The 23,126-nt window shown below is 71.7% G+C and carries 24 protein-coding genes; 15 read left to right on the top strand and 9 right to left on the bottom strand.

The features are described 5' to 3' along the window. From ACQPZW_RS47230 to ACQPZW_RS47200, 7 genes are read right to left on the bottom strand one after another with little or no spacing between them, the layout of a single operon-like run. Positions 1–603: a hypothetical protein gene (locus ACQPZW_RS47230; protein WP_433792493.1), complete on the bottom strand. Its 603-nt coding sequence runs from the start codon at positions 601–603 to the stop codon at positions 1–3. After that, positions 600–1,718, bottom strand: a complete 1,119-nt coding sequence (locus ACQPZW_RS47225) for a M23 family metallopeptidase (protein ID WP_433792492.1) — start codon at positions 1,716–1,718, stop codon at positions 600–602. Before ACQPZW_RS47225 ends, ACQPZW_RS47230 begins: the two co-directional genes overlap by 4 nt. Continuing rightward, a complete protein-coding gene (locus ACQPZW_RS47220; protein WP_433792491.1) occupies positions 1,715–2,257 on the bottom strand; it encodes a hypothetical protein in 543 nt (180 codons plus the stop codon). The genes ACQPZW_RS47225 and ACQPZW_RS47220 overlap by 4 nt, the downstream gene beginning before the upstream one ends. A 5-nt stretch (positions 2,258–2,262) precedes the next feature. Next, positions 2,263–4,191 carry an MFS transporter gene (locus ACQPZW_RS47215; RefSeq protein ID WP_433792490.1) on the bottom strand — a complete coding sequence of 643 codons (1,929 nt, stop codon included), beginning with the start codon at positions 4,189–4,191 and terminating at the stop codon, positions 2,263–2,265. Between the two features lies 1 nt (position 4,192). Continuing rightward, complete coding sequence (locus ACQPZW_RS47210; RefSeq protein WP_433792489.1) at positions 4,193–7,444, bottom strand: ATP-binding protein; 3,252 nt, start codon at positions 7,442–7,444, stop codon at positions 4,193–4,195. 37 nt (positions 7,445–7,481) lie between these two features. Beyond that, positions 7,482–7,844 carry a hypothetical protein gene (locus tag ACQPZW_RS47205; RefSeq protein ID WP_433792488.1) on the bottom strand — a complete coding sequence of 121 codons (363 nt, stop codon included), beginning with the start codon at positions 7,842–7,844 and terminating at the stop codon, positions 7,482–7,484. Between the two features lies 1 nt (position 7,845). Then, positions 7,846–8,109, bottom strand: a complete 264-nt coding sequence (locus ACQPZW_RS47200) for a hypothetical protein (RefSeq protein ID WP_433792487.1) — start codon at positions 8,107–8,109, stop codon at positions 7,846–7,848. A 365-nt stretch (positions 8,110–8,474) separates the two neighbouring features. On the opposite strand from ACQPZW_RS47200, the gene folP reads away from it, so the two are divergent. The 9 genes from folP to ACQPZW_RS47155 all read left to right on the top strand — a co-directional run bounded on the left by folP (position 8,475) and on the right by ACQPZW_RS47155 (position 14,829). Next, positions 8,475–9,287, top strand: coding sequence for a dihydropteroate synthase (folP, locus tag ACQPZW_RS47195; RefSeq protein WP_433797860.1), 813 nt, complete (start codon positions 8,475–8,477; stop codon positions 9,285–9,287). 97 nt (positions 9,288–9,384) lie between these two features. Then, positions 9,385–9,747 carry a dihydroneopterin aldolase gene (gene folB / locus ACQPZW_RS47190; RefSeq protein WP_433792486.1) on the top strand — a complete coding sequence of 121 codons (363 nt, stop codon included), beginning with the start codon at positions 9,385–9,387 and terminating at the stop codon, positions 9,745–9,747. Then, positions 9,744–10,271, top strand: coding sequence for a 2-amino-4-hydroxy-6-hydroxymethyldihydropteridine diphosphokinase (gene folK / locus ACQPZW_RS47185; RefSeq protein ID WP_433792485.1), 528 nt, complete (start codon positions 9,744–9,746; stop codon positions 10,269–10,271). The genes folB and folK overlap by 4 nt, the downstream gene beginning before the upstream one ends. Then, positions 10,268–10,798, top strand: a complete 531-nt coding sequence (locus ACQPZW_RS47180) for a DUF3180 domain-containing protein (protein ID WP_433792484.1) — start codon at positions 10,268–10,270, stop codon at positions 10,796–10,798. Before folK ends, ACQPZW_RS47180 begins: the two co-directional genes overlap by 4 nt. A gap of 162 nt (positions 10,799–10,960) precedes the next feature. Further along, positions 10,961–12,196: an ABC transporter permease gene (locus tag ACQPZW_RS47175; RefSeq protein ID WP_433792483.1), complete on the top strand. Its 1,236-nt coding sequence runs from the start codon at positions 10,961–10,963 to the stop codon at positions 12,194–12,196. 16 nt (positions 12,197–12,212) lie between these two features. Continuing rightward, positions 12,213–12,494, top strand: a complete 282-nt coding sequence (locus ACQPZW_RS47170) for a hypothetical protein (protein ID WP_239143783.1) — start codon at positions 12,213–12,215, stop codon at positions 12,492–12,494. A 47-nt stretch (positions 12,495–12,541) separates the two neighbouring features. After that, complete coding sequence (locus tag ACQPZW_RS47165) at positions 12,542–13,033, top strand: hypothetical protein (RefSeq protein ID WP_433792482.1); 492 nt, start codon at positions 12,542–12,544, stop codon at positions 13,031–13,033. Positions 13,034–13,375: 342 nt separating this feature from the next. Then, the gene (locus ACQPZW_RS47160) at positions 13,376–14,587 is read left to right on the top strand and encodes a hypothetical protein (RefSeq protein WP_433792481.1); all 1,212 of its coding nucleotides are present in this window, start codon (positions 13,376–13,378) and stop codon (positions 14,585–14,587) included. Then, complete coding sequence (locus ACQPZW_RS47155) at positions 14,584–14,829, top strand: hypothetical protein (RefSeq protein WP_433792480.1); 246 nt, start codon at positions 14,584–14,586, stop codon at positions 14,827–14,829. The genes ACQPZW_RS47160 and ACQPZW_RS47155 overlap by 4 nt, the downstream gene beginning before the upstream one ends. Positions 14,830–14,860: 31 nt before the next feature. Here the strand turns inward: ACQPZW_RS47155 and ACQPZW_RS47150 are convergent, their stop codons facing one another. Together ACQPZW_RS47150 and ACQPZW_RS47145 are read right to left on the bottom strand one after the other, a co-directional pair. Then, a complete protein-coding gene (locus ACQPZW_RS47150; RefSeq protein WP_433792479.1) occupies positions 14,861–15,985 on the bottom strand; it encodes an NADH-quinone oxidoreductase subunit D in 1,125 nt (374 codons plus the stop codon). A 60-nt stretch (positions 15,986–16,045) separates the two neighbouring features. Beyond that, positions 16,046–17,026 (bottom strand): SAM-dependent methyltransferase, encoded by a 981-nt coding sequence (locus ACQPZW_RS47145; RefSeq protein ID WP_433792478.1) that lies wholly within the window; start codon positions 17,024–17,026, stop codon positions 16,046–16,048. A gap of 251 nt (positions 17,027–17,277) precedes the next feature. On the opposite strand from ACQPZW_RS47145, the gene ACQPZW_RS47140 reads away from it, so the two are divergent. The 6 genes from ACQPZW_RS47140 (at position 17,278) to nadC (ending at position 23,038) form a co-directional block, all read left to right on the top strand. Then, positions 17,278–18,144 (top strand): Rossmann-like and DUF2520 domain-containing protein, encoded by an 867-nt coding sequence (locus ACQPZW_RS47140; RefSeq protein ID WP_433792477.1) that lies wholly within the window; start codon positions 17,278–17,280, stop codon positions 18,142–18,144. Then, a complete protein-coding gene (panC, locus tag ACQPZW_RS47135) occupies positions 18,141–18,974 on the top strand; it encodes a pantoate--beta-alanine ligase (RefSeq protein ID WP_433792476.1) in 834 nt (277 codons plus the stop codon). Before ACQPZW_RS47140 ends, panC begins: the two co-directional genes overlap by 4 nt. Next, a complete protein-coding gene (gene panD, locus ACQPZW_RS47130) occupies positions 18,974–19,402 on the top strand; it encodes an aspartate 1-decarboxylase (protein ID WP_433792475.1) in 429 nt (142 codons plus the stop codon). The genes panC and panD overlap by 1 nt, the downstream gene beginning before the upstream one ends. 89 nt (positions 19,403–19,491) lie before the next feature. Further along, positions 19,492–20,397: a septum formation family protein gene (locus ACQPZW_RS47125; protein ID WP_433792474.1), complete on the top strand. Its 906-nt coding sequence runs from the start codon at positions 19,492–19,494 to the stop codon at positions 20,395–20,397. Positions 20,398–20,459: 62 nt separating this feature from the next. Next, complete coding sequence (locus tag ACQPZW_RS47120) at positions 20,460–22,121, top strand: L-aspartate oxidase (RefSeq protein ID WP_433792473.1); 1,662 nt, start codon at positions 20,460–20,462, stop codon at positions 22,119–22,121. An 80-nt stretch (positions 22,122–22,201) separates the two neighbouring features. After that, positions 22,202–23,038 carry a carboxylating nicotinate-nucleotide diphosphorylase gene (nadC, locus tag ACQPZW_RS47115; protein WP_433797859.1) on the top strand — a complete coding sequence of 279 codons (837 nt, stop codon included), beginning with the start codon at positions 22,202–22,204 and terminating at the stop codon, positions 23,036–23,038. Positions 23,039–23,126 lie beyond the last annotated feature (88 nt).

Below are 23,126 nucleotides of genomic sequence, written 5' to 3'. Positions count from 1 at the left end.
TTACTCGACCCAGACCAGGTGGGCCGGCACTTCGAGCGTGCGGGGTAGCTTGCCGCTCCAGCCCCAGCGGTACCAGTCGAGCTCCTGCGCCACGCGCACGCTGACGATGCCGTCGTCGCTCACATGTGACTCGGTGACCGCCCGGAGGTCGCGGCGTTCGTTGCCGTCGTCGAGGATCTGTGTCACCCGGCGGCCGGTGAGCGTGTCGGCATCGATGGCCGACACCGGCGGGCGGCGGGGTGGCTCGTCCAGCGAGACCAGCTGATTCACCTTCGCGCCGGGCGTCGTGGTGCCGGAAAAGCCCAGCTCCTCCACCCAGACTCGCTCGACCGGGACCAGCGCGGCGAAGACCTCGGTGCGCTCGGCCTCCGCGCGGTACCACTCCGACTCGGGCATCACCGGCACGTAGGTGCGGCTGCCCTGCACCACCTTCGCGTCGGCCCGGAGGTCACCCCGCCAGCCGTGGCCGGGCAGCCCGACCAGGACACGCCGGCCGCGCAGGTCGCCGGCCATGGTCGCCGGGGTGGGCACTATCGGACGTGGCGAGTCCAGCGCGCCGTCACGCCGGCCGCTGAAGGGGTCCGGCAGGGAACCGCTGCTCATCCCTCGTTCCCCAACGGGGCGCCCTGCCCCTGCATGAACTGGACCGGGTTGACCGCGCCCGCGCTGGACCGGTCGTTGCCCAGGTGCACCTCGAAGTGCAGGTGGGGGCCTGACGAGTTGCCGCTGCTGCCGACCCGCCCGATCTGCTCACCCGCCACGACCTGCTGGTTCTTGCGCACGAAGGGCTGTTGCACCATGTGACAGTAGCGTGTCATCACGTTGCCCGCATGGACGATCTCGACCATCCACCCGCAGCCACCCTTGCCGGGATAGCCGTCCACATTGCAGGACTTGCGGCCGCGGAAGTCCTCGTCGCACTTCACCACCGACACCGTGCCGCTGGCCACCGCGTAGATCGGCCGGTACTTGTCGACGCTGATGTCGACACCCTGGTGGTTGGGTCGCGAAGCGCTCCGGAACCCGGAGCCGACCGGACCCTTCAGCGGGATGGTCCAGCCCGAGGCGGCGACCGCCCCGGAGACCGAGCACTGCAGGGTCACCGAGTCGCCCACGGCGTTCGCGGCCCCGTTGGCGAGCTGGTTGACGATCTGTGTCGCCAGCGGCTCGTGCTTGGCGTACGCATCGGGGTAGGCGCTGATCTGCACCGCCTGCGCGGCGCTGGTCAGGGCCATCTTCTCCCAGCCCCGGATCGTCTTGAGCTTGGAGTAGAACTTGGTGCTCGCGTAGACCGGATCCCGGACCTGCTTCGGCGATCCCCAGCCGGAGCTCGGCCGTTGCTGGAAGAGGCCGAGTGAGTCGTGGTCGTTCTTGGCACCGAGGTTTCCGAGGTTGTTCAGCCCGGACTCCTGCATCGCGGTCGCCACCGCGATCACCCACGCCCGCGGGGGCAGGCCCATGTCCGCCCCGACGTTGATGATGATCGCCGCGTTGCGGATCTGACTACCGTCGTAGGGGCTGATCCCCGGCAGTGTCGAGTCCGGATCCAGGGCGCCGCCCTTCCCGCACGCCAGGGAGGCGTTGATGAGGCGGTTGCCGCTGTCGTTGCGCAGCCCGCCCCACACCAGGAGGGTGACGCTCCCGCCGCAGCACAGCAGTGCGAGCGTGACGACGAGGGCGACGGTGAAGACGACCTTGCGCGATCGCCGGAGGCTCATGCCGGCGCCCAGTCGATGCCGTCGACCAGCCAGGTGCCCTCCGGCGCCACCATCCGCAGGCCCAGCTTGCCGTTGTCCATGGTCACCGTCGCGTTGACCAGAGTGTCGCTGACCGCGACCAGACTCGGCTTACCGACCACCCGGTCGGCCGGTACCGCGGCCGGGTCCACCCCACGCAGTTGCTCGGTGAGGCGCTGCGTGGCGTTCGGCTGGAGGCGGCTCAGCCACTTCTTCGCGGTGACGTCACTGTGGTCGACCCAGGCGGAGGCGAACGCGTACGCCACCGCCTCGGGCTGGGCCCGCCCCGGTGCGGTCTTCGGGGTGGGCGGCGGATCGGACGTCGCGACGCTGTCGTCGTCCGACGGGTCGATGCTGATGGCCGGTGCCGGGCTGCTCTTCCCGATCGGCGTGGTGGCCTGACCGTCCGAGAAGACCCGTCCGATGCCGACGACGGCCAGGATGATGGCGCCGAGGACGATGGCGATTCCCCAGCGGGACCGGAAGATGCCGTTGAGGATGCGTGTGATCAGCCCTGACATCCCACTCACCGTGCCTCGGAGCGCACCCGCGGGCTGGCCGGCTCCTCACTGGTCGCCCCGGTCTCGGGCCGGTAGATGGCGTAGGAGGTCGGTCGCTCGGACACGTCCGGTTCGGTCCAGTCGGACGCACCGCGGGCGCGGGCTGGAACGGCACGATCCTTTCCGGACGCGACGGGCACCGGGGTGTTGTCGGGCACGGTCTCGTTGCCGTCCGTCCGGGTCGGGGCCGGGGCGGGAGCGGCCTCGACCTCGCGGCGAGGCGTGGTCGAGGAGTCCTCGAGCCGGGCCTCCGGCCGGAGGCTGCGCTGCTCGAAGGGTCCCTTTCCGAAGGTCGGCTCACGGGTCCCGCCGCCCTCGGCGATCTCCAGCTTCGATGCCTCCCGCATGTCGCGGAAGAACCGCCGGTGCCAGGATCCGCCGGACGCGATGGTCGCGGCGCTGTCCTTGCCGCCGAGCTGGGTGATCCGCCGGTACGGCCGGAGCAGCAGCCACCCGACCACGCCGCAGAGCCAGACCAGCACCACCTGGAGCCAGCCGGCCAGGCTCGCGGTGTTCATCACCAGGTCGACGGCGAACAGGTAGATCGCCGCGCCGGTGCCGAAGATGGCGATGTTGAAGACCGCGGCGACCACCGCGTTGCCGAGCCGTCGCACTCCGCCGCTCGCCGGCCGTAGCAGGCCGATCGTGCCCAGGATCGGCGCCGCGATGACAGCCCACCGGAAGATCAGGAAGCCGAGAAGGACGAGCAGCGACGCGGTGATGTCGAACATCGCGTACATGAACGCCGCCAGCATCGCGATGAAGCCGGCGCCCACCCGCTCCATTCCCTTGGCGCCCTGCAGGTATTCGTATGCCTCCGGGTTCTCGGTCCTGATCTGCTCAGAGACCTTCATCCACTGGGTCTTCTTCCGATCCAGGGTGGCGTCGCGCGTCGCGGGGTTGGAACGGATCTTCTCGATCTCGTCCCAGCGGAGTGAGCGGGCGTCGTACAGCGCGGGACCGTACTTCTTAGCGGTCTCGCTGTCGGCGGATCCGAGGACTCCGCGCAGCCAGTTCCGGTAGAGCATGGTCTCGGTTGCGGTGTCGCTGGCACGCACCGCGGGCAGACGGTTGTCCTTACAGGCCTCGGGGCCGAGAGCACACTCGCCGGCCGGCTCCTTGGGCTGCGGTCCAACGGCGTCGTGCACCACCCCGAGCGAGGTGATCAGCGTCTCGTCCGCGATCTTGGCGGACTGCACCGGCCAAGCCGCGATGGCCGTCACGACGACCATGATGAAGATCGCCCACCCGGCCGTGGTCGTCGCCGCGCCCATCTCAGCCTGCCGCGACCGCCAGAGCAGGTAGAGCCCGACCACCGCGAGCGTGACCACACCGAAGACGGTGAACACCTTCTGGTAGACGGCCTTGGTGGCCTGGTCGACCAGGGGATCCGCCCAGCCCCACAGCGTTTCCGGGTTCCAGGCGCGCTCGCGGAGGGCGTTCGAGGCGCCGATCACCGCCGTGGCGATCATGAACTCGCCGTTGGCGATGGTGGTCTCGAACTTCTGGTCCGCGTCGACGATCGTGGAGGCGCAGCCGCCCTCCAGGTCATAGGTGACGAAGGTGTAGCCGGCATACCCGTAGTCGCTGTACAGGCCGGGGAAGCTGTCCTTCGTGGACGAGGCGGGCCGCTCGGCGAACCAGCCGGCGAGCCCCGAGTCGGGGGTGCTCGGCGTCGGCGGGTTGAGGCAGCTGGCACGGGTGTCGACGACCTCGGCGAGCCGGTCGACGCAGGCCTTGAAGTCGGCCTGCCACTCCTCGACACTGCACGCGCCACCGGGGGCCTGGGCCGGCGGGCGGGCCGACGCCGCCCCGGGGGTCGCGACCGCCCACGCTATCGACGCGACCACCAGCACGAGCAACGCCGTGAGAAACGCCAGCCCCCGCCGCACCATCTCAAACCTCCAGGTCGGACGGGAGTGGCACAGCCGTCGTCGGTGGCGCCACGCCCGGTGTCGTGTCCAGGTGTTCGAGCAGTCCGTCGACGTACGAGACGTCGACGCGCACCTTCTGAACCCGGCCGTCCACGTCCCGCATCACGAACTCCCGGAAGCCGAGCCGGTGCTGGGAGGCGGAGTCGACCTGGGAGAGGGACGCGAGCGTCGCCTCGTACCCGTCGTGGACGGGCACCCGCAGCAGTCGCAGGGCCTCGGAGGCGATCTCCTGGTCCTCGGCGATCCGGCCGACGAAGACGGTGGAGACCAGGTTCTGCACGTCGAGGCCGAGGATGTCGCGAGGGTTCTGGGACGCCACGAAGGCGGCCAGGTTCCATTTACGGGAGTCACGGGCGAGACGGACCAGGAACGACCGGCCGGAGCGCCAGCCCTCCATGAAGTGCGCCTCGTCGAGGCCGACCATCTTGCGGGACGACATCGAGCCGCCGTAGCAGCGCCGGACCGCGAGCCGGTGCGCGGTGTGCAGCATCGGCAGGGCCAGGGACTCCTCGGCCGACCAGTACTCCCGCTCGATCTTGAGGTCGGGCAGCCGCAGACCGGCCATGGTGATCACGGTGAGGGCCGCGTCGGCGCCGAGCAGATGCTGGGGCGGGTGGCCGAAGAAGAGGAGCGCCAGGGGCATCTCGGCGGTGTCGAGGAGCAGGTTGGCCAGTTCCCGGCCCTCGTCGTTGTCGAGGGCCTGCAGGGTACGCACCACGTCGTCGAGCGTCGACGTCTCCTCGGCCGGCACCTGCCGCACCGCGTGGCGCAGCAGGGTGGCGGTGGACGCCTCCTTGGCGACCTGCGGCGGCACCAGCATCGAGCAGATGTCCTGCACGAGCATCCGGCGTTCGGCGCGGGCGTTGGAGACCGCGATCTCGTACTCCCGGTCGCCCGCCGGACCGGTCGGGAACTCGGACCGCACCGGCGTCGGGATGAGCGAGTACGGCGCGAGCGTCCCCTGCTCGGAGCCGGTCAGGTTGAGCACCCGGCTGTACGGCCGCAGCTCGGGCATCTGGCAGAGCCGAGCGAGCGGCCCGGACGGGTCGAGCAGGGTCACCTGGACGCCGCGGCGGGCGTTGAGGTAGCCGAGGGCGCCCATCAGGGTCGATTTGCCACCACCCGGCTCGGCCACGAGCACGCCGAGACCGGAGCGCTCCCGGACCTCCATCGGGAAGTGCAGGTCGAGGAAGACCGGCCGGCGGCAGGTGCCCGCGGTGCGCCCGATCAGGTCACCACGCCGGTCACCGACCGTGGACGCCGCCTGGGGCAGGGCCGCGGCGAGCAGTTTGACGGGCATCCGGCGGACGTAGCCGGTGTTGGCGATCGGCTCGCCCGGGATGAACTCGCGGGCCAGCTGATCCTGGTTCTTCGGGTGCTGCAGGGAGATCCGCAGCTCTCGCGAATACAGCTGGATGAGCCGCCGGGCCCGCTCCAGACACTCCTCGCGGGTGGCGCCGCTGACCGCGAGCCGGTGCCAGCCGTGCGCGCGGGCCGAGTCGGTCGGCAGGCCGGTGGTCATCTCGTCGCCGATCACGAGCGCCCGTTTGGCGAGCCGCTCCAGCTCGGGTGGAGCGTCGATGCCGTGCTCGGCGTAGTCGAGCTGCTGGGACCGGATCATCCGGAGCCGGTGCTCGAGGTTCTTGAAGGAGCCGGTGGCGCCGAGGATGTCGATGCGGGAGGAGAGCTCCATCGGCCACGGGAGCCGCTCGTGGAAGTGCATCCACGGCTCGTGTTTCTCCGGGATCTCCAGCGGCTCCATCCGGCCCACGGAGAGGACGGCGACGTGCCGCTCCTCGCCGGACATCCGGTTGACCAGCTTCACCGTCGACCCGTACGGCGTCCGGTAGCGCTCCACCGCCTCGGTGAGCGCGAGCAGGTCGCCGGTCTCCCAGTGCCCGTTGGTGACCGGGGAGAGCAGTCCGGGCGGCGCCATGCCGAGCGCCACCGACCGGTAGAGCAGCCACTCCAGCTCCTGCGGGGTGACCCGCCGCCCGCGCATGCCGAACGCGTTGAGCACCTCGTCGAACTGCTCGACGGTCCGGCCGAGTTTGCGCCGCTCGCCGTCGGAGGTGCCCTTGCCGAACGTGCGCAGGATCCGCTCGGTGAACGTGTCGCCGAGCGAGCGGCGTGCGAACGTCACGCCGAGGAACGTCTGGCCCTCCGCGTGGTTGACCGAGAGCAGGTGCCGCTGGGCCGCGACCAGGTGGTCGGACCAGGAGGTGCCGCCGTGCACGTCGGGCAGGGGCTTGGCGGTGAACGAGTCGACCGTGCGGGCCCACTCGTCGGCCGGGAAGGGACGGGTGGTCCGCCGCAGGTGCAGCCGGAAGCCGGCGAGGCCCGCATACTGCTCGGAGATGGCGCTGAGCAGCGCCTCCCGCTCCGCGTCGGGCCGGAAGGCCCAGCGCACCTCGGGCAGGTAATACCAGGCCGTGACGGTGCTCTGGGTGAACGTCAGGTGCCCGGCGATCTCGCTGATCGCCAGCTCGACGGACGGGTCGCGGTCGCTGAACTTGAGCTTCTGCGGCCGTAGTGCCGCCGCTTTCGGCTCCTTCTCCTTGCGTTTGGCCGGCGCCTTCTCGCGGCGCCGGGCCGGTGCCTTCTCCGGCGGCGCGACGGGGAGCGGCGGAGCGGCCGCGGGCACCGGGAGTGGCACCGGCGACTGGATCGGCGCGGGCTGCTCCCAGAGCGCTGGCGGCTGCGCGGAGGGCGGTGGCCACTCCTCCAACTCGGTCCAGTCATCGTCGTCCGTGACGACCGGGTCGGCGACGACGGGAGCCGGGATGACGGCGGCCGGCGCGACGGGGATCGGGGCGACAGGGGCCGGGGCGACGGCTCGCCCGTTCTCGCGGAAGAAGTCCGGCGCGGGGGCGGGAGAGGGCGGTGGCGCCACGGCGGGACGTGGGGGTGCGGCGACGGCCGGAGGGGCCGCCGGTGCGTGCGGATCACTCGTACGGGGAACCGCCGCTCCACCGAACAGGTCCAGGAACGGCGAGTCGATGTCCATACTGGAGTCGACGGCGGTGGCGCGCGGGCGCACCGGTTGCGGGGCCTGGAAGACGCCTACTCCACCGTGGCCCGGTGTGGCGACGAGCTCTTCCCCGTCATCGAGTGATCGAGGCGAGGAGTAGTTGTCTGAACGCACACCGTTACTCTGCCTGCCCGGGGACGAGGCGTCCGCCCGGGGATGCCCGTGCGGATACGTTTCGGTCATGCGTGGACCTCACCTGCGCGGACGACCTGGCAACTGGTCATACCAACTCCTCCCGAACCCGGATGCGAGTGGCGACAAGCCTCGGATCGCGCTGCTCCACGGCCGGCTCGCGGGTGCGGCGCCAGTCGGTGAGCGCGGTACGGATGACGACGCGGGCCGGACGGTCCGGGTCGACATGCCGGAACACGTACGACGTCGTGACCATGGCCAGGGCGATCTCCCAGGCCGGGAACGGGTCGAACTCGAGCGTGAGCGCATAGTGGATGGCCATGAAGATGGGCACCAGGACCACGAACATCCCGTACTGCGCATAGGGCAGATGGACGGGCAGTGTGTAGCCGGGCGGGCCGAGGTAGACCAGGCGCGCCCGGTAGATGTCGTCGTCGGTCCGGAGCCGCATCTCAGTTGAAGATCAAATCGATGATCGACTCGCCGAAGACGAACAACGCGGTGGCGCCGGCAATGAACGCCAACCCGACGATCGCGATCGCCGAACTGGTGAGGACCTTCGAGACCTCGCCCTTGCTGGCTCGGCCGATGAAGATCACGCCGAGCACGGCGAGCAGGATCGGCGCGATGTTGGTCGCGAAGAACTCGACGATCCCTGAGGTGTTGATTTTCCCGGTCGGCTCGGCCGCCAGGATGATGAGATCAGTGGCGATCATCGGTAAACCTCCCCGTGTCCGTTATGGGGGGTACGGACACGCTGCAGTTGTGAAGCCGTACGGCAACGCCCATATGGTGCTACCTCTGACTCACCGCGTCGAGTGAGTCGTTCGGGCACTGCCATGCTCGTCTCTGCTCTCTTCGGTCACTTCATGATGCCCAGATCCGAAGAGTACGGCTCGTGGTTGCGAGCAACAAGCGCCCGTTTCGTTACCCAAGGTGAAGGAGTGCGTGAATCACAGTCACATGGCATCGTACGCCTGTACTAATCACCGCTGCCCCGTACCCTTCACCTGTGTCCAATTGGCCGACAGACGCGCAGCTCACGGGGGCTGAACTGCTACGTGTGGATCACCCGGTCGTGATGGGTGTCCTCAACGTGACTCCGGACTCCTTCTCTGACGGTGGTAGATACACCGACGTCGACGCCGCGGTTCAGCATGGCGTCGGTCTTTTTCACGAGGGCGCGCACGTCATCGACGTGGGTGGCGAGTCGACGCGGCCGGGCGCCGATCGGGTCGACGCGGAAACCGAGATCGCCCGCGTGGTCCCGGTGGTCGAGCGCTTGTTCGCCCAGGGCGTACCGGTCAGCATCGACACCACTCGCGCGGCGGTCGCCGAGGCCGCGCTCACCGCCGGCGCCGCGATCGTCAACGACGTCTCCGGTGGCCTCGCCGACCCCGGCATGGCCGCCGTCGTCGCCGCGGCCGGCTGCCCGTGGATCCTGATGCACTGGCGCGGCCACTCCCGCGACATGCAGCGACTCGCCGTCTACGACGACGTGGTCGCCGAGGTCCGCGACGAGTTGCGTGCCCGTGCCGACGCGGCGATCGCGGCCGGCGTCGACCCCGGCCGGATCGTCCTGGACCCGGGCCTCGGCTTCGCCAAGCAGGCCGAGCACAACTGGGCGCTCAGCGCCCACCTCGACGTGCTCGTCGGCCTCGGCTTCCCGGTCCTCTTCGCGGCGAGCCGCAAGACCTATCTGGGACGCCTGCTGGCCGGTCCGGACGGGACGCCGCGGCCGGTGGACGGCCGCGAGGCGGCCACCCTCGCCACCTCACTACTGGCGGTCGCCTCCGGCGCCTGGGGCGTCCGCGTCCATGAGGTGGGTGCGACCGCCGACGCCCTCGCGGTCTGGCGGGCGACAGGCTCACCACGATTCAGCGGTACGCCGTGAGCCGCCCACGACCGCAACCCACCACTCCCGCCCGGCCGGGCCCGCCACGCGCGCCCGCGACCCTCGGCGGGACAACGCGCGCGCACGGGGAGAAGAGATGACCGGACGGATCACGCTGACCGGCCTGCGGGCACGGGGCAATCACGGCGTCTACGACTTCGAGCGGGAGCAGGGCCAGGACTTCGTCGTCGACGTGACCCTCGACCTCGATCTGGGTCCGGCGGCCCGCAGCGACGACGTCGCCGACACCGTCCACTACGGCGAACTGGCCACGGCCCTAGTCGGCGTGCTCACCGGAGAGCCGGTCAACCTGCTGGAGCGCCTCGCCGACCGGCTCCTGGACGTCTGCCTCGCCGACGAGCGGGTCGGGTCCGCCGAGGTCACCGTGCACAAGCCACAGGCCCCGATCCCGCACGAGTTCGCCGACGTCGCGGTCACCCTGCGCCGGAGCCGGTCATGACCGGGGCGGTGCTCTCGATCGGGAGCAACCTGGGTGACTCCCACTCCCACCTGCGGGCCGCCGTGACACGGCTGGGCGCGTACGTCGTACAGGTCTCCGGGGTCTATCAGACGCCTCCCTGGGGAGACAGCGCGCAACCGCCGTACCTCAATGCCGTGGTCTTCGTCGAGGATCGGACCGCGACCGCCCGGGATTGGCTGACCCGCGCCCAGGCGTGCGAGACGGCCGAAGGCCGCGTCCGTGACCCGGACCGCCGCTTCGGCCCGCGCACCCTGGACGTGGACGTGATCGCCGTCTGGACCGACGACGGCGAACCGGTCGTCGCCGGCGACCCGGAGCTGACCCTGCCGCATCCGCGCGCCCACCTGCGGGCCTTCGTGCTGGTGCCGTGGCATGCCGCGCGTCCCGGCGCCGAACTGCCCGGCCACGGCCCGATCGCCGCGCTGCTGAACACTCCCGAGGTGGCCGCCGACATCGCCGGAGTCACGCCCCGGCCGGAGCTGTCGTTAGAGTCGATGGAGTGAGCGTCAACCCGGACCACGGCTCCCCCCGCGACATCGATCCCTCGCTGCGGCCGACGAGCATGTCGACGCTGGTGGTGGCCGCTCTCGCAGCCGCCGCGGTGGCCTGGCTGCTGATCTCCGTCAACGACTTCTTCTACCGCATCTCGCCGCTGCCGTGGACCGGCGCCGGGGTGCTCGCGGTGCTGGCGATCGCCGAGGCCTACCTGGCACAGAACACCGCGTCCCGGATCCAGCGCAAGCCCGGGGCGCTCCCGGTCCAGCCACTGGCCGTCGCCCGTTTCGCCGCCCTGGCCAAGGCGTCCTCGCTGGTCGGCGCCCTCTCCGCGGGGTTCTCCGCCGGGCTGCTCGTCTGGCTGCTGTTGGAGCCGACCAAGGAGGCCGGGTCCAACGTGCCGACCGCGGCCACCACACTGGTGACCGCGGTCGCCCTGATCGCGGCCGCGCTCTGGCTGGAGCGGTCCTGCCGGGTGCCGGACCGTCCCGATCGGGAGGACGACGACTCGGGCCGTAAGAGCCCGCGCCGGTGACGTCCGGGACGATCCCGTCGTTCACCATCCGTTGACGATCGTCGAACAATTTCCGCGCTGAACTGAGGCGGTCTCGTTTCCGTATGCTTTGCGGCGGGCGGGTGTGAGCCTGGAGTAGCGTGCGCCTCGGACCGCTCGTGGAGGCGTAAGGAGGCGCGGACCATGGCGTACGACGACACCACCTTCCGCCGAGCCGGCGACGAGAAGACCGATACCGATCCGGCCGCCTATCGGCGCCGGGTGCAGTACGACGACACCGCCGGCACCACCCTCGACCACTCCCAGCGCAACCCGGCGACCGCGACCGGCGCGATCTCCACGGCCGACGACGACGGGCGCGACCGGCTCGGCATCCACCTCGGCTGGGAGGTCATGCTCCTGGTCGTCGCGGCGGTCCTCGGGTTCCTTCTGCAGCGCGAGGACTCGGCGGCCCTGCAGCGCCCGGCTCTGGACGCGCTGCTCGTCACCGGCGCCGCGATCGGGCTGCTCACCCTCGGCGCGGGCCTCACCCTGCGAGCCGGTGTGCCCAACGTGGCGATCGGTCCGATCGCCCTGGCCGCCGCCATGCAGTATGCGGAGAACAGTGACAAGGGCCTGGCCCAGGCCGTGGTCCCGGCGCTGATCATCGCCGCCGCCGGTGGTCTCGCGGTCGGACTGATCGTCACCGTCCTGCACGTGCCCGCCTGGGCCGCGACCCTGGCCGCCTCCTTCGCCGTCATCGTCTACATCCAGCTGCGCCCCGAGCCGGTCGACGTGCAGGGCGACTGGGACCCGACGGGCCAGGCGTTCGTGCTGTTCGGGGCGTTCGCGGCCCTCGCCGTGCTGGGCGCGGCGCTCGGCGCGGTCGGCCCGGTGCGCCGCTTCCTCGGCCGCATGCGGCCGTCCGGCGACCCGGCCCAGCGCCGGGGCGCCGCCGCCGCGGTTCCGGCCCTGCTCACGCTGGTGGTGTCGTCGCTGTTCGCGACCGTCGCCGGGGTGCTGATCGCGGCGACGGCCGACGGCCCGATCGTCCCGGACACCGGGTTCGAGTGGACCGGCATCGCGATGGGCCTGGCCCTGCTCGCCGGCACCAGCGTGTACGGCCGTCGCGGCGGCATCTTCGGCACCCTGTTCGCGGTCACCGCGCTCACCCTGTTCCTGCGCTACGAGGACCTCCGCGATCTGGACATCGCACTGTTCGCGATCGCCGGGAGCGTCTTCGTCGCCGGTCTGGTGGTGAGCCGCTTCGTCGAGTCGTACGGGAGCGCCTACAACGGCCGCGTCGCCGAGGACTGGAACGCGGCCCCGTCCAACGGCACGAACTGGTCGCCGACCCTGCCCGAGACCTGGAGCACCCCGGCCACTCCGGCGCCGCGCAGCGACCGATGGGACGACGGCCCGTGGGGCGCCAACCGCTGAAAGTATGCTTTCGGACATGACCTCGCCCAGCTTCGCCGAACTGGACGCCCTGCCCACCGAGACGCTGCGTGAGCAGGCCTTCGCCAAGGCCCGTGCCAAACACGACGTCAGCTTCTTCTGGTCGGTGTTCAAGAACCTGCCGGACGCCGGTGACGCCGCCTCTCTGGACGGCGCCCCCAACTCGATCGGGCCCACGGTCGACGAGGCCGTCGCGCTGTGGCGTGAGTTCGAGGGCCGCGACCTAGGTGACCGCGAGCCCCTGCTCCGGGCCGCCTTCATCGACTATCTGAGCAGGTAGTGACGGCTGTCGTTTGAAAGCCGGACCCGGCTGGGAAAAAGCTGGGAATGGCTCTCGGAAACCGTTACAAGACCGCACCCGGTGCGGGCACTCTCGCCGCGCTCATACTCGTCCTGGTCTTCGGCAGCCCCTGGTATGGGGACTGGGCCCAGGACAACACCGACCCGAACACCGCCGGCGGCTGGTGGCTGCGGCTGCTGGCCTGGCCGGCGTGGAGTTTCGACACCGACGACTCACTGCGTGACGTGATCGTCGGCGACCTCAAGGCGATCCTGCTGGTCGTCCTGACCTTCGTCTTCCTGTACCTGCTGCCCGGCTCCCAGTTGGCCCGGGCCCGCGGCACGGTCAGCCAGTTCCTGGCCGGCTGGGCGGCGTACATCTTCGCGGGCGCCTTCGCCGCGCTTCTGGCCACCCTGTTCCTCACCAACCCGTCGCTGCTGGGCGCGTTCAACGCGGCCGGATCCGGCGCGGGATACGGCTTCTTCGTCGGCTGGATCGTCGGCCTGGCCTCCCTCGGCGGCTGGCGCGGCACCCGCTGACCACCCGGCGGCCGGTTGCCCCGCGGCCGGCCGCCCCGCCGCCTGCCTCCCACCGCTGGCCACTCTGCTGCCTGCCTCCCGCTGCTGGCCGTCTGCCGTCTGCCGTCTGCCGTCTGCCGTCGGCCGTCGGCCGTCGGCCGTCGGCCGTCGGTCACCTTCTCCCTGGTCACCGCCGGCCGTCCCCCCCGGCCGGCGCCTGCCTTGCTGCCGGCCGTCCCCCGGCCGGCGCCTGCTGTCCCGCCGGCCCGAGGTTTCCCCGAGTTTCCGCTGAGAACGAACCGAACGTGCCGTCCCGCGCTCGGCGGTTTTGCCGGAGACGTGGTCTCGGTAACATCTGCGGCCATGCCGGAACGGGACACCCCATCGGGTCACAGCGCCCGACTGCTCCGTGGCCTCGTCTGGGCAGGCGTCGTCCTCGCCCCGATCGCGGCCGCCGTCGTGCTGATCGGCGGTGACTCCGCCACGGTGCGGTTCGCGGTCCTGCTGATAGCGGTCAGCGTCGTGCTGATCGGGGCATCGGTGCTGATCCGCGCTGATCCGGTGCTGCTCCGGATGGACGTCGAGGACCGGGTCGCCGAGGAGGTGGACGGGCTGCGCCGTCAGTTGCGGGCCGAGTTCGCCACCACCGCCCCGGCCGTCGCCCAGGAGGAGGCGCAGCCGGCGCGCACCGGTGGCGGACGGGCCCAGGTCGCCCCGCCACCCGTCTTCACACCGCCGCCGGGCCGTCCGACCTTCGTGCACCAGCCCGAGCCGGTGGTCCATCACGAGCCGGAGCCCGAGTACCCCTACGACGAGACCGGGTACCGGTACGACGACCAGCCGGACGGCTACCAGGACGGGTATCACCAGGACGGGTATCACCCGGACGGCTACCAGGAGGGATACCAGGCGAACGGCTATCAGGAGGTGTATCCGGACGGCTACCAGCAGGAGGGGTACGAGGGCGGCTACCCGCAGGAGGGGTACCAGGGCGAGTACCAGCAAGAGGGGTACCAGGACGACGGCTATCAGGAAGAGGACTATCAACAGCCGGTCCCGGTAGCGGCCCGCGCGACCGGCGGCCGGGCCTCGGTCCCCGGCATCGTCCAGCCCGTCTCCCCGGCCCAGTCTCAGGGTTTCCCCGCCCAGTCTCAGGGCTTTCCGGCGCAGGCGACGACCTCCCAGGCTTTCGCGGCCCAGGGCAGCACGTCGCAGGGATTCGCCGCGCAGGGAAACACGTCCCAGGGCTTCGCCGCGCAGGGCAGCACGTCGCAGGGATTCGCTGCCCAAGGCGCTGTGTCCCAGGGATTCGCAGCTCAGGGTGTGCCCGCCGGCCGGGCCAGCGCCGCGGTCCCGGTGGGCAGTGCCGCCGTTCCCGCCGCCGCCCCGGTAGCCCGCGCCGCGGTCCCGCCGCCCCCGACCGGCCCGCCGGTGCCCCGCCCCCGTGCCGCAGCCTCGGTCCCCGGCGCGATGCCCCCGGGCTCGCCCGGCCCGAACGGGATGATGCCGCCCGGCCCGAACGGCGGGATGCCGCCCGGCCCGAACGGCATGATGCCCCGGGCCCGAACGGGATGATCGCGCCACCGCAGGCCAGAGCGGCTGCCACGGTCCGCCCCGGCGGCACCCAGTACGGCCGCCCGGAGTCCCCGGACGGCGATTTCGGGGCCACCAACGGCTACGCGGGTGGTACCGACCCGGAGACGAGCGCCCAGTACAAGGCCCGCCGCCACCGCCCGTCCGCGAACGACACCAACGTGGGCACGCTCGCCGACTTCGCCGGCTACCCCGGTTACGACAGCGGCCAGAACGACTGGTGACCGGCGCGGCGGGCACCGAGGGCCGACAGGGCTATTTGTCGATGTCTCCCACGACGAAGAACATCGACCCGAGGATCGCGATCAGGTCCGGTACGAGACAGCCCGGGATGAGCGTGGCCAGCGCCTGCACGTTGGCGTAGGAGGCGGTTCGCAGTTTGAGTCGCCACGGCGTCTTCTCACCCCGCGACACCAGGTAGTAGCCGTTGACGCCGAGCGGGTTCTCGGTCCACGCGTAGGTGTGCCCCTCCGGCGCCTTCACCACCTTGGGCAGCCGCACGTTCACCGGCCCGCCGGTGCGGTCCACCCGGTCCAGGCACTCGTCGACCAGGTCGAGCGACACCAGCACCTGCTCCAGCAGCACCTCGAAACGGGCGTGACAGTCGCCGGACGTCCGCGTCACCACGGGCACGTCGATCTGGTCGTAGAAGAGGTAGGGCTCGTCCCGGCGTACATCGAAATCCAGACCGCTCGCCCGGGCCACCGGACCGGAGGCGCCGTAGGCCGCCGCGTCGGCCGCGCTCAGCACGCCGACGCCGACCGTGCGGGCCATGAAGATGTCGTTGCGCCGGATCACGTTGTCGATGTCGGGCATCCGGCGCCGGACCGCGGCGACCGCCTGCCGGGCCCGTTTCGTCCAGCCGGCCGGGATCTCCTCCTTGAGGCCGCCGACCCGGTTGAACATGTAGTGGATGCGGCCGCCGGAGACCTCCTCCATCACCGCCTGCAGCGTCTCGCGCTCGCGGAACGCGTAGAACATCGGCGTGATCGCGCCGATCTCCAGCGGGTAGGAGCCGAGGAACATCAGATGGTTGAGCACCCGGTTCAGCTCGGCGAGGGCCATCCGTAGCCAGGTGGCCCGCTCCGGCACCTCGATGCCCATCAACCGCTCGACGGCGAGGACGACGCCGAGCTCGTTGGAGAACGCGGACAGCCAGTCGTGCCGGTTGGCCAGCATGATGATCTGCCGGTAGTCACGCACCTCGAACAGTTTCTCGGCGCCGCGGTGCATGTAGCCGACGATCGGCTCGCAGGCGACCACGCGCTCGCCGTCGAGGGTGAGCTTGAGCCGGAGCACGCCGTGCGTGGACGGGTGCTGCGGGCCGATGTTGAGCACCATGTCGGCCGTGTCCAGGCCGGCCCCGGTGCCTACTGTCATCTCCCGGAAGGTCATGTCTTCAGTCCGCTTCTCGGGTGGCAGGCGGGGCGGTCGGATGGGTCACCACAGCATCGTGCCACGCTCGCCGAGACCGATGGTGTGGCAGAGCCACCAGTGGCTGCCGAGTCCGTCGGGATCGGTCAGCTCGGCGGCCGCCCCGGCGTTGCTCAGCGCCCGCAGGTAGCCGCCCGGATCGGTGCGCGCCAGCTCCAGCGATGGCCGGGAACCGTCCACACCGAGCGCACGCAGCGCCTCCCGCTGCCGGACCATCCGATGGGGAGTCCCGGCCGCGCACGCCGCCGCGTCGATCGCCACGTGGGCGGTGACGTCACAGGAGCCGTCCGGCACCGGGGACACCTGCCGCCCCTGCCGGTATCCGGTCAGTGTCCCGAGCACCGGCCGGTCCGCCTTCACGTGCCCGTAGTCGACGCAGAGCGCGACACCGCGGCGTACCGAGGCGACCGCTTCCGCCCAGGCCGCGTCGCGGGGCCAGCCGACCTCGATCCGCCCCGGCCCGGGCCACCAGCGGCTGGTCCAGAACAGGTCCGCCGGATCAGCCGCGGCGCCGAGCGTCTCGGTCCCGGTGACCCGGTCGACCAGGACCTTCCGCAGCCGCCCGTGCTCGTCGGTCTCCACGACGTCGAGCGGCACGTTGTCCAGCCATTCGGTCGCGATCAACATCCCGGTGATCTCCGCGGGCACGTCCCGCCGCCAGCGCACCGCCGGATCCAGCCCGGCCGGCCGCGGCGCCCTCTCGACCGCGACCGGGTTGATCCGCCCGGCCAGCCGGCCCGGCAGCGACGCCAGCAGCGCCGTGATCAACTCGCCGCGCCCGGCTCCGACGTCGACCAGATCGAAGGCCCGCGGACGGCCGAGTGCCTCGTCGACCCGTTCGACAACCCGCGCCAGCGCCCCGGCGAACAGCGGCGACGCGTGCACGCTGGTCCGGAAGTGATCAGCCGGGCCTTCGCTTTCCCGCACGAAGAACCCGTCGCCGCCGTACAGCGCCGTCTCCATGGCCAGCCGCCACCCGACACCCATTCCGTCACCCTAGGCCCACATTTCTCCGGTACGCCGTCGGCCGTCCCCACCCGCACCACCCCTCCCGTGGCGCCCCTCACCGCCTCGGGTGCCGGCCGGCGGTCCCGGTCGGCTCAGCGGGGAGGTGGAGCGGCCGATCGGGAGGGCGGTATCGATGCCGGTGCGGTTCTTCACACGTGCTTGTCACGGGCATGTCGAAACGGCGCATACTGGCGCTCGACCGGTACCCCTGCAACGAGGACTGGATCCAGATGAACGCTTTGACTGTCGGCGTCGTCGGCGCCGGCCGGGTCGGTGCCGTGCTGGGCGCGGCGCTGAACGCGGCCGGGCACCGTGTGGTCGCCGCCGCGGCCGTCTCCGCCGCCTCCCGGGAGCGGGCCGCCCGCCTCCTGCCGGACGCCGCGATCCTGCCGGCCGACGAGGTGGCCCGCGCCGCCACCGATCTGCTGCTTCTCGCCGTTCCCGACGACACCCTGGCCGCCGTGGTCGCCGGCCTCGACCGGACCGGCGCGCTCCGCCACGGCCAGGTGGTCGCCCACACCTCGGGGGCTCACGGTCTGTCCGTCCTGGGCGATGTGAACGGCATGGCCCTGCATCCCGCGATGACCTTCACCGGGGCGGACGCCGACCTGGACCGGCTGCCCGGCATCGCGTGGGGGGTGACCGCTCCGGATCGGGTCTTCGCGACCCGGCTCGTCGCCGATCTGGGCGGGGTGCCGGAGTGGGTGGCCGAGGAGTCCCGCCCGGTCTACCACGCGGCCCTGGCACACGGCGCGAACCATCTGGTCACCCTGGTCAACGAGGCGGCCGACCTGCTGCGCGCCGCGGGGGTCGGCGAGCCCCGCCGGGTGCTGGCCCCGCTGCTGACCGCGGCGCTGGACAACGCGCTGCGGATGGGCGACGCCGCCCTGACCGGCCCGGTGTCCCGTGGCGACGCCGGCACCGTCGCCAAGCACCTGGACCGGATGCCCGTCGACGCGGTGCCCGCCTACCTGGCGATGGCCCGCCGCACCGCGGACCGGGCGATCGCCTCCGGCCGTCTCCGGCCGCAGGACGCGACGGCCCTGCTGGACGTGCTGTCCCGGGCCGCGCACCACACTGTGAGGAGCCACGCGTGACCACTCTGGCGCACACCCGCGCTGACCTGGCCGCCGCGCTGGACGCGGCGACCGGTGAGATCGCCGTCGTGATGACGATGGGCGCGCTGCACCAGGGGCACCGGCGGTTGATGCGGGTGGCCCGGGAGCGGTCCGCGTTCGTGCTGGTGACGATCTTCGTGAACCCGTTGCAGTTCGGGCCGAACGAGGACTACGAGAAGTACCCGCGGACTCTCGACGACGATCTGCGGGCCTGCCGGGCCGAGGGCGTGTCGGTGGTGTTCGCGCCGGGCCGCGACGACGTCTACCCGGATGGGCCGCCGTCGGTCACGATGCATCCGGGCCCGCTCGGCGAGATCCTCGAGGGCGCCAGCCGGCCCGGGCACTTCTCCGGGATGCTCACGGTGGTCGAGAAGCTGCTCATGCTCACCCGCGCCGACGTGGCGTACTTCGGCGAGAAGGACTATCAGCAGCTGGCGCTGATCCGGCGGATGGCGCGCGATCTGGAGCTGCCCGCGGAGATCGTGGGCGTTCCGACCGTACGCGAGGAGGATGGTCTCGCCCTGTCCAGCCGCAACCGCTATCTCTCGCCGGAGGAGCGCAAGGCCGCGCTGGCTCTTTCCCGCGCTCTGCGCGAGGGCGCGGCGCACGGCGACCCGGAGGCGGTCCTGGCCGCCGCCCACAAGATCCTTTCCGAGGAGCCGGGGGTACGCCCGGACTACCTCGAGCTGACCGGAGCGGACCTCGGCCCGGCCCCCGAGCAGGGCCCGGCGCGCCTGCTGGTGGCCGCCCGGGTCGGTGCCACCCGCCTGATCGACAACGTTCCGCTGACTCTGCAGAAGGGCGCCTGATGCTCCGGACCATGCTCAAGTCGAAGATCCACCGCGCCACCGTGACGCAGGCGGACCTGCACTACGTCGGCTCGGTCACCGTCGACCTGGACCTGCTGGAGGCGGCCGACCTGATCCCGGGCGAGCAGGTCGCGATCGTCGACGTGACGAACGGCGCGCGCCTGGAGACCTATGTGATCCCGGGCGAGCGGGGCAGCGGCGTGATCGGGATCAACGGCGCGGCCGCCCACCTGGTGCACCCGGGCGACCTGGTCATCCTGATCTCCTACGGGCAGATGGAGGACGCCGAGGCACGGACCTGGCAGCCGCGGATCGTGCACGTGGACGCCGACAACCGGATCATCGAGCTGGGCGCCGACCCGGCCGCCGCGGTCGAGGGCATGGCCGGTGATCCGGTCCGTGGCGACCTGACGCTCGCCTCCGCCTAGTAGTTCCGGCATTCCACCTCCCGAGCCTTCGATATGCCCCTACAGTGGGCAAATCGGATACAGCTGCCGAGGCTCGGGAGGCACGGTACATGCGACTCCGATGGGGGACGGTCGTCGTCGCGGCTCTTCTCGCCGTCGCCGGGTGCGGTAACGGCGGTGACGTCGACGGGGACCTGACGAACGACTGGGGTGCGATGGCTCCGGCCACCGGGTTCCTGCCGGTCGCCGAGACCTGTCATCTCTCCAACTTCGCCGTCTCCGGGCCGCGGGCCACCTATGAGGAGACCGACTGCGCGGTCCTGCACCGCACCGAGACGGTCTTCGTCGGCGAGTACTCCGCTCCCGGCGCGGACGCCGCCGAGCCACCGGCCGGCGCCTCCGCCGGAGCCCGCGCCGCCTACCGGGTCTGTGACGACAGGACGACCGAGTACGTCGGCGGCCCGTGGCGCAACGCCCGGCTGTGGATCGGCGTCACCCACCCGTCACCGGCCGCCTGGAGTGGTGGCAGCCGCTGGTTCCGCTGCGAGGTGGTGGAGCTCGACTCGATCGAGAACGACGGCGCCTTGATCCAGCGGACCGGCAGCCTGCGCGGGGCGCTCGCCGACCCGGCCTCGGCGCTGGCGCTCACGTGTTACGCCATCGAGCTCGACGACGCCGGGGCGATCACGCGGATGCCGCCGGTCGCGTGCGGCAACAAGCACAACGCCGAGTTCGCCGGGGTGTGGACCGCCGGGGACAAGGCCGCCTACCCGAAGGGCGACGCCGCCTGGGAGGAGCTGCACGACGGCTGCCGTACCGTCGCCGCGAAGTTCGCCGGGGTGCCCGACGACCGCGACCTGCAGTACCGCCTCGGTGTCGTGTCGCTGCCCGGCAACGCCGACGTCTGGGCGCAGGGCGACCACGGAGTGCGCTGCTACCTGTGGCTGGACGGGGCCGAGCTGACCGGAACGCTCAAGGGCAAGGGGACGAAGGCCCTTCCGGTCCAGTACAAGTAACGGTGACCACTGATGGCGGCCCCGGCGTGACGGAACCGCGGGCGCGGAGTGTACTGAACCCCATGTCACCTGTCGCGGATCTACCGGCACTGCCACGCCGGCTTGCCGCCGCCGAGCCCGGCTGGACCGAGACCACCGACGTCGTCGTGGTCGGCTCCGGCATCGCCGGTCTCACCGCCGCCCTCTACCTGCGGGAGCAGGGCCTGCACGTCACCGTCGTCACCAAGGTCAACATCGATGACGGCTCGACCCGGTGGGCGCAGGGCGGCATCGCGGCGGTGCTCGACCCGCTCGACACACCCCAGGCGCATGCGTACGACACCGAGATCGCCGGGGTCGGGCTCTGTGATCCGGCCGCGGTGCGGGTGCTCGTCGAGGAGGGCCCGGCCCGGATCCGGGAGCTGATCCGCCGGGGCGCCGAGTTCGACCGCAACCCGGACGGCTCGCTGATGCTGACCCGTGAGGGCGGCCACCGCGCCGACCGGATCGTGCACGCCGGCGGCGACGCGACCGGCGCCGAGGTGCAGCGCGCCCTGCACGAGGCGGTCCGCCGCGACCCGTGGATCCGTCTGGTCGAGCACGCGCTCGTACTGGACCTGCTGCGCGCCGCCGACGGCCGGGCCCGCGGCCTCACCCTGCACGTGCTGGGTGAGGGCTCCGAGGACGGTGTGGGCGCGATACTGGCCCGGGCCGTGGTGCTGGCCACCGGCGGGATGGGGCAGATCTTCTCGTCCACCACGAACCCGTCGGTCTCCACCGGTGACGGGGTGGCGCTCGCACTGCGGGCCGGCGCCGAGGTCACCGACGTCGAGTTCGTCCAGTTCCACCCGACGTCGTTCGTGGCGGCCGCCGAGGTCCCGCAGGTCGACCCGGTCCAGCGGCCGCTGATCTCGGAGGCTCTCCGGGGCGAGGGTGCCCACCTGGTCGACGAGAACGGCGAGCGGTTCATGGTCGGGCAGCACGAGCTGGCCGAGCTGGCACCCCGCGACGTGGTCGCCAAGGGCATCTACCGGGTGCTGCGGGCCACCGGCGCCGACCACGTCTACCTGGACGCGCGGCACCTGGGCAAGGAGTTCCTCGAGGGCCGTTTCCCGACGATCATGGCGTCCACCCGGGCTGCCGGCGTGGACCCGGCCACCGACCTGATCCCGGTCGCCCCGGCCGCCCACTACGCCTCCGGCGGCGTCCGGACCGACCTGCGCGGGCGCACCAGCATCCCCGGGCTGTACGCGTGCGGCGAGGTCGCCTGCACCGGTGTGCACGGTGCGAACCGTCTGGCCAGCAACTCGCTGCTGGAGGGCCTGGTCTTCGCCCGCCGGATCGCCGACGACATCGCCCGCGAGCTGCCCGAGCAGGCCGAGCCGGCCCGTGCCGCGGCGACCGGCCCGGCCTGGGTCGCCGACCCCGCGATCCGCGTCGACCTGCAGCGCGCCATGACCCGGGGCGCCGGGGTGCTGCGCTCGGCCGACTCGCTGGACACCGCGGCCAAGGAGCTTGCCCGCCTGGCCGAGCAGCGGTCCGCACCGAACAACGCGGCGTGGGAGGTCACCAATCTGCTGACCGTTGCGGCCACACTGGTGGCGGCGGCCCGCAGCCGCCGGGAGACGCGCGGCTGCCACTGGCGCGAGGACCACCCGAACGCGGCCGACGAGTGGCGCGGCCACCTGCTCAACGCCGTCGGCCCCGACGGCTCACTCACCCAGGACTTCCAGGAGATGGCGTGACCATTGTCGATGGCGGCACCCTTTCCCCCGACGAGGACCTTCCCGGCGACGACGTTCCGGTCACTGATCTCGGTCTCGACCTGGGCGAGGTCCAGCGGATCGTGCTGACCGCGCTCGCCGAGGACCTCGGTGACCCGCCGCGTGACGTGACCAGCGAGTCCACCATCCCGGCGACCCAGACGGACACCGCCGAGCTGGTGGCCCGCGCCGACGGCGTGGTGGCCGGCCTGCTCGTGGCGGCCGAGGTGTTCGCGGCCACGAGCGGTGGCGCGGCGAGCTTCGAGGCCCGGGTGGACGACGGCGACCGGGTGCGCCGCGGTGACGTGCTCGCCGTGATCACCGGGCCGACCCGGGCGCTGCTGACCGCCGAGCGCACCGCGCTCAACCTGCTGTGCCGGATGTCCGGGGTGGCCACCCACACCCGCCGGTGGGCCGACGTCCTGGAGGGCACCAGCGCCACCGTGCTGGACACCCGCAAGACCACGCCTGGTCTGCGGGTTCTGGAGAAGTACGCGGTACGCGCCGGCGGCGGCACCAACAAGCGCATGGGCCTCTACGACGTCGCCATGATCAAGGACAACCACAAGCTGGCGGCGGGCAGCATCACCGCCGCGTACGAGCTGGTCCGCGTCACCTTCCCGGACGTGGCGGTGCAGGTCGAGGTGACCACGCTCGCCGAGGCTCGGGAGGCGGTCGAGGCCGGCGCTGACTTCCTGCTCTGCGACAACATGACGCCTGAGCTGCTGACCGAGGTGGTGCGCGCGGTCGGTGACCGGGTCGAGCTGGAGGCGACCGGCAACCTGACGCTGGAGACGGCGGCGGCCTACGCGGCGACGGGGGTGGACTACCTCTCGGTGGGCGGGCTGACCCATTCGTCGCCGATCCTGGACATCGCGCTGGATCTGCGACCCCGCTGATCGCACCGTGGCCACCGGGCCGGTCACGAGGGTCGTGGCCGGGCCGGGCGGGCGCGTCGGTCGCGGGACGGTCCCGGTGCGTTCGGGG

Origin of the sequence: Actinoplanes sp. CA-252034 (assembly GCF_050956125.1) — a bacterium.
Classification (GTDB): Bacteria; Actinomycetota; Actinomycetes; order Mycobacteriales; family Micromonosporaceae; genus Actinoplanes.
This window is presented reverse-complemented; position numbering and strand designations above follow the sequence as displayed.